Below are 6,049 nucleotides of genomic sequence, written 5' to 3'. Positions count from 1 at the left end.
GACAGTGACAACGATGGTATGCCCGATGCCTGGGAAACAGCACACAAATTAAATCCCAAAAACGCAGCAGATGCGGTAAAAGACCGCGATGGTGATGGTTATACCAACATCGAAGAGTTTATCAACAGCGTGGTAAAAGATAAAATGTAAATTAATTTTCGCTGTCTATTATGCAGTCATTACAAGGCCATCCTGACAGTCAGGATGGCCTTCTTTCTTTCCGTGTCTTTTTGTAAAACAAGAATGGCATAAAAAATACTTTTAAAACCCTGTCCAATCCTGCAAAGTCGATCGTCATTAGTTTTTAACACCAAAATTTCAAAACATGGGACGAGTAATTTGCATGATCAATAGCACGCCCGACGGGTTTACTGACGGTAAATATGCCACTACCGATGAAGAATTTTATGAGTTTGTACACGGGCTGCTGGCAGCAACCGGGACTGTAGGCTTTGGCGCCAATACGTTCGAATTGTTTCAGGGTCTCTGGCCCGCCAGGCTTGAGGACCCAGACGCACCAGCCTACCAGCTAAAGATGGCCAAAGCGCTGCACGACAAACACAAGGCCGTTTATTCATCGAGCCTGAAAACAACCACCTGGAACAATTCAACCATTGAACCCAAAGTGGATGCCGAACAGATCAACGCCTACAAACAGAAAGATCGGAAAGGATTATTGACAATTGGCAGCCTGGGTTTGGTAGCATCATTAACAGACAAGAACCTGGTAGACGATTATTACTTCTGCTTTCAGCCATTGATCGCAGGCAGCGGTGAGGTCAGGCTTTTTGACAAGTTGAACCTGGATGCGACCCGCCCGTTAAAATATGAAGACAGTCAGCAATTAAAAAACGGTGTTCACATTATCCATTACACGAGCCTGCAGTAACTTCGTTTACCTCCCATACTTTTTACAAACAATAAAATTCTAAATAAAATGAAAGATTTCCTGTTAATATTCAGAACTGATATCGCAGCCATGCCCAAACGTTCACCCGAAGAAATGCAGGCATCCACCAAACGCTGGATGGATTGGATTGGCGGCATTGCAGCACAAAACAAATTAACCGACCGCGGGAACAGACTGGTTCAAACAGGTAAAGTGTTAAACCCCGGCAATGTAATTACCGACGGACCTTACACGGAGATAAAAGAATCCATTGTAGGATATAGTATCGTAAAAGCCAATACAGAGGAAGAAGCAACAGAACTGGCAAAAGGCTGCCCAATACTGAGCGCAGGAGGAAATGTCGAGATACGAGAGATCAGTGTACTGTAATTTGAAACTATTAAATGCCTTTGTACATTTACGAAGGCATTTACTTTTATGCAACAAGCCGAATTAATACCGCATTTATTCAGGACTGAATACAGAAAGATCGTTTCTGTGCTCTGTAAATTATTTGGCATAGACCACATTGAAATTGCGGAAGACATTGTAAGCGACACCTTTCTTTTAGCATCGGAATTATGGGGCCTGAAAGGCCTCCCAGAAAACCCGCCAGCCTGGTTGTATACCGTTGCAAAAAACAAAACGAAAGATTACCTGAAACGCAACACCCTGTTTGCCCAAAACATTTCAAAAGAAATAAAGTACACCGCCACCACTTCGGAAGAAATAGAAATTGATCTGTCAATAAAAAATATCAACGACAGTCAGCTGGCGATGATGTTTGTGGTTTGCCATCCCTGCAACGCGGCCGAAGCGCAGATTGGCCTGGCATTAAACCTGCTTTGTGGGTTTGGAGTTGATGAAATAGCCAATGCCTTTCTCACCAATAAAACGGTTATTTATAAACGCCTGCAACGAGCCAAAGAAAAACTTAGAATTGAAAAAATAAAAATAGAACAACCAACCCCATCAGAAATAAACGACCGGCTACCAGCCGTTTTAACAACATTATACCTGCTTTTTAATGAAGGCTACTATTCCTCCGGCCAGGATATTACCCTGCGCCAGGACCTTTGCCTGGAAGCCATGCGATTGACCTATATGCTTATTGAGAATGAGCACCTGAACCAACCGGAAGCCAACGCCCTGCTTTCCCTGATGTGTTTTCATTCATCAAGATTTGACTCAAGACTGAACCAATATGGAGAAATAGTTTTATACCAGGATCAGGACACAGACCTGTGGAACCAGGAACTGATTGAAAAAGGGGAGTATTTTTTAAATCAGGCTTCGCAAGGAGACACCCTTTCAAAATATCACCTGGAAGCAGGCATTGCGTACTGGCACACGATCAAAGCCGATTCAGAAAAGAAATGGGAAAGTATTTTATTCATGTATAATCACCTGCTGCTCATTGAATATTCACCCATTGCCGCCCTAAACAGAACGTACGCCCTCGCCAAAGCGCGCGGAAAAAAAGAAGCCATTATTGAAGCGGAAAAGATAAACCTTACCGGGAACCATTTATACCATTCCCTGTTGGGCGAATTGTATACAGGTATCGACAACACAAAAGCCATTGAACATTTTCATAATGCATTGGCGTTTATCAAATCAACGGCAGATAAGTTGATAATATCCAATAAAATACTTAAATTGATGGAGCTTTAATTAGTTCTTTATGGTTAACAAAACAATTTATTGGATACCAGTAATTGGGGCCTTTGTCAGTTTGGCGAATTATGACAAGGAAACCGGGCTGAGCGATTCCTGGGCCTATTACCAGGCCATCATGATCATTGCAACTATCTGGATCATTTCATTCTTCGTGTTTTACAAATAATCCTCCCTTCTAAGTTTATTGGGCCAAAAGTTTAGACATGGCCATTATCCTGACAGTACCAGAATAAAAGTTGAAGCAGCAAGATCCCGGGCACATTACACTCACTCGGATTTAGACCCAATAGAGAAATTATTTTTAACACCGATGATCGATCCAATCCGGGCGCAGGATTTTTCACTACGCCCGAAGGGAATTCTTATCCCTTTAATGACACGCCCATTTGAGGAACATAACCCACTTTAAACGTATTTACAATAGAAGCTGGTGTAAGAACTGCTACTTCCATATTATGAGGCCTTGCAATACCGGTATCATAGCCGGCCGGCGTCCATGGATACAACAGATCACCTTTGATTAAAAAAGGCTTTTCGTCGAGCAGCACAAACGTACCATCGGGCAGTTCGTTAATATCCGCCCGGAATGTTATTTTGGAATTACCAGTACCCAGGCGTTCCTGGTGAAGGATGGCATCAATTTCTGTAATGCTGGTTTTCTCATTGAAGGGGTGAACAGGATTTCCTTGTAACCAGTATTGCTTAAACCGCCGGTAATCATCCCGTCTGCATTCGTAACAGGGCCTGTGGCCTGCAGAAAAAGCAGTGGCTTCGTCCAGAAAAAATAGTTCGGTATATAAGCCAGGAGTCATTACAATTCGTTTCCTGTCTTTAAATGAAAGCACACAGGTTATCCAGGCCAGCAACCGGAATGGCCGCACGATTTCCTTTCTGTCATTATGCAGCAGGCCTCTATTTCCCATCCACGCGCCTCTGGCAGCCGTACTGATAATTTCTCCCTTTGGGTTTACCCGGTTTTGTAACATAACACTTGAATAAGTTTACTTCGAAAATAAATAAAGACCTTTAACCGGTCGGATTAAACTATCTCAGAAAATTCCTATCAAACGCCGCATTGTAGCAATAAGTCCACAAACGCAGGTTTATCCTTTAATAAACGTCTGTTGTGGTTAAGATGCGGTTAAAATAATAACCGGGCACGACTATTATATGGTTTTGTTTTAATATTACGGGTTTAAACCGTCATTACCTAAATTACCGACTTTTGATACGTAAGCTGATATTAATGATACTGGTGATAGTGTTGGTTCTTAAAAATTATGCTCAGGTTCAAAATCCTTCCGATAGTATTCAGGCAGCCAAAATCCCTGAAAAAGATATGGGTGATGTATTGCATCACCTTTTTTACCGGCACACGCCATTACAGGTTGATGCGGGATTGAAAAAAGATACCCGCAAACATTTCTCCATTGTCCCCGCAATAGGATATACATTGCAAACAGGGTTCGCCGGCATTTTAAGCGGTAATATGGCCTGGTATACCGACACCGCAGAAGACACCAAAATTTCCAGCGTCAATACCAATGTTACGTATTCGCAAAAAAAACAAATACTCATTCCCTTTCAGATAAACAGCTGGACAAAAGGCAACCGCTATAATATCATTACCGATTTCAGGTTTATCAAATACCCTTCTGTTATTTATGGCCTTGGTGGTGAAGCAGATCCCAACCAGGGATTTACCATCAATTTCTCAGGCATAAAAGTGCACCAGACCGTCATGAAGGCGCTGTCGCATAATTTCTATATAGGGGCCGGCTATTATTTTGATAAACTCTGGAACATCAGGCCAACCGATTCTTTATCGGACAATCTAAAGGATCAATTGACAACCAAACTGGGTACAACAGAAACCGCATCGGGGGTTGTATTTCGCTTTTTATATGATAACCGCCTTAACCAGATCAATCCGCAGCAGGGCCTGTATTTCAACGTGACTTACCGGTACAGCCCCAAAGCATTTGGAAGCGACAGCACCTGGCACTCTGTATTGATAGATGCCAGAAAATATGTTCAATTCCCAAAAGGGTCGGGGAATGTTTTAGCATTTTGGTTGATGCAATGGTTTGTAGCAGGAGGAACGTCGCCCTATTTATTGATGCCCAGTACAGGCTGGGATGATAATTACAATACAGGTCGCGGGTATATTCAGGGGCGATACAGAGGCAATAACATGACGTATTTTGAAACCGAATACCGTTTCGGCATCACCAACAATGGCTTAATAGGCGGCGTTGCCTTTGCAAACCTGCAACATTTTTCATCTGATATCTCGGCAGCTTATAATACCATATTTCCCGGTTATGGGCTCGGTCTGCGCATAAAGCTCAATAAACATTCCGGCGCCAATTTGTGCATCGACTATGGCTTCGGCCAGAACGGTTCCCGCGGATTCTTTGTGAATCTGGGAGAGATATTTTAAAGCGTAATAATCACCTTTCCAAACGCCTCACCCGATTTAAACCGATAGAAAGCATCCTGCACTTTTTCCATAGGGAATACGCTGCTTCCCAGCGCGCGATAAAGGGAATGATAACCCGATCACCCTTTTTCCAACGCGTTACCTTGCTACCTATATTTTCTACTATGCCAACACCTTCCGTAACCGGAATATGGGGGAGCGGAATGCCAAACGGTATCCGGTTCTCCACTACTATCAGGTCATGAAACTCAAGCGCTACCGCAGTAGTTTTGACCAGCACTTCATTTTCACCGATAACCGGGGTTGGAATGTCTCTCAACTGTAAATGTTCAATACCGTGTTGTTCCAGTAGAATTGCTTTCATTACGCAAATTTATGGAACAAATGTATTGTCTAAAAGTATGGATCAGGCGGGGCTGTGTAGACTTTATGGAGGGGGTATTTAGACAGAAATACCAACACCACTTCTGTCATTATCAGGCAGAATAATAACTAATCCTGCTCATATTGATGATATGAAAGGAAGATTGAATCTTTAAACCGGTAAGTGGTAAGCGCAAACAATTTCGTTTGACTGGCTGGGCAATAATTTTTATATTGGGTATATGGCAGCGTTTACCATTCAAACCGTTATTATTTATCTTATGACCGGTGTGTCATTGGTTGGAACAGCCTGTGCACAGGCAAAAGTATCGCCCGATGACAAATACGATAAACAGGAGGCAATGATCCTCATGCGGGACGGTATTAAATTGCATACGGTGATCTTTACGCCAAAAGAGCAAAAAGAACCGCTGCCATTTTTAATGGAACGTACACCTTATGGCGCCCAAAATTATCCCAGTCCTGAAAAAGTGCCCTATGTAAAAGACATGGCCGAAGATGGCTATATTTTTGTTTACCAGGATATCCGCGGACGCTATGGCTCTGAAGGATCTTATGTAATGCAACGGGTGCCCCGCGACAAAAACGACCCGAAAGCAATCGATGAAAGTACTGACACCTACGATACATTCGACTGGCTGCTGCAACATGTT

General features: G+C 42.9%; 8 protein-coding genes and 1 pseudogene. 7 read left to right on the top strand and 2 right to left on the bottom strand.

Annotation, left to right across the window (positions count from 1 at the left end):
• From ACJ751_RS26330 to ACJ751_RS26310, 5 genes and pseudogenes are all read left to right on the top strand, one after another.
• Positions 1 to 150: pseudogene (locus tag ACJ751_RS26330) on the top strand (hypothetical protein); the annotation flags it as partial.
• Between the two features lie 175 nt (positions 151 to 325).
• On the top strand, positions 326 to 889 hold the full coding sequence (locus ACJ751_RS26325) for a dihydrofolate reductase family protein (RefSeq protein ID WP_407748518.1): 564 nt from the start codon (positions 326 to 328) through the stop codon (positions 887 to 889).
• A 48-nt stretch (positions 890 to 937) separates the two neighbouring features.
• Positions 938 to 1,279 carry a YciI family protein gene (locus tag ACJ751_RS26320; protein WP_407748517.1) on the top strand — a complete coding sequence of 114 codons (342 nt, stop codon included), beginning with the start codon at positions 938 to 940 and terminating at the stop codon, positions 1,277 to 1,279.
• A gap of 48 nt (positions 1,280 to 1,327) precedes the next feature.
• The gene (locus tag ACJ751_RS26315) at positions 1,328 to 2,563 is read left to right on the top strand and encodes an RNA polymerase sigma factor (RefSeq protein ID WP_407748516.1); all 1,236 of its coding nucleotides are present in this window, start codon (positions 1,328 to 1,330) and stop codon (positions 2,561 to 2,563) included.
• A 10-nt stretch (positions 2,564 to 2,573) separates the two neighbouring features.
• A complete protein-coding gene (locus ACJ751_RS26310) occupies positions 2,574 to 2,735 on the top strand; it encodes a hypothetical protein (protein WP_407748515.1) in 162 nt (53 codons plus the stop codon).
• Positions 2,736 to 2,931: 196 nt separating this feature from the next.
• On the opposite strand, the gene ACJ751_RS26305 is transcribed toward ACJ751_RS26310, so the two are convergent.
• Complete coding sequence (locus ACJ751_RS26305) at positions 2,932 to 3,555, bottom strand: hypothetical protein (RefSeq protein ID WP_407748514.1); 624 nt, start codon at positions 3,553 to 3,555, stop codon at positions 2,932 to 2,934.
• Positions 3,556 to 3,794: 239 nt separating this feature from the next.
• Between ACJ751_RS26305 and ACJ751_RS26300 the strand changes: the two genes are divergently transcribed.
• Positions 3,795 to 5,012, top strand: coding sequence for a BamA/TamA family outer membrane protein (locus tag ACJ751_RS26300; RefSeq protein ID WP_407748513.1), 1,218 nt, complete (start codon positions 3,795 to 3,797; stop codon positions 5,010 to 5,012).
• Between the two features lie 10 nt (positions 5,013 to 5,022).
• Here the strand turns inward: ACJ751_RS26300 and ACJ751_RS26295 are convergent, their stop codons facing one another.
• Positions 5,023 to 5,376: an alcohol dehydrogenase catalytic domain-containing protein gene (locus tag ACJ751_RS26295; RefSeq protein ID WP_407748512.1), complete on the bottom strand. Its 354-nt coding sequence runs from the start codon at positions 5,374 to 5,376 to the stop codon at positions 5,023 to 5,025.
• A 241-nt stretch (positions 5,377 to 5,617) separates the two neighbouring features.
• On the opposite strand from ACJ751_RS26295, the gene ACJ751_RS26290 reads away from it, so the two are divergent.
• A partial coding sequence (locus tag ACJ751_RS26290) for a CocE/NonD family hydrolase (RefSeq protein WP_407748511.1) occupies positions 5,618 to 6,049 on the top strand: 432 nt, incomplete at its 3' end.

This window comes from Niastella sp. (genome assembly GCF_045805085.1).
Taxonomy (GTDB): Bacteria; Bacteroidota; Bacteroidia; order Chitinophagales; family Chitinophagaceae; genus Niastella.
The sequence above is the reverse complement of the archived record's forward strand: the minus strand, read 5'-3'. Positions and strand labels throughout refer to the sequence as shown.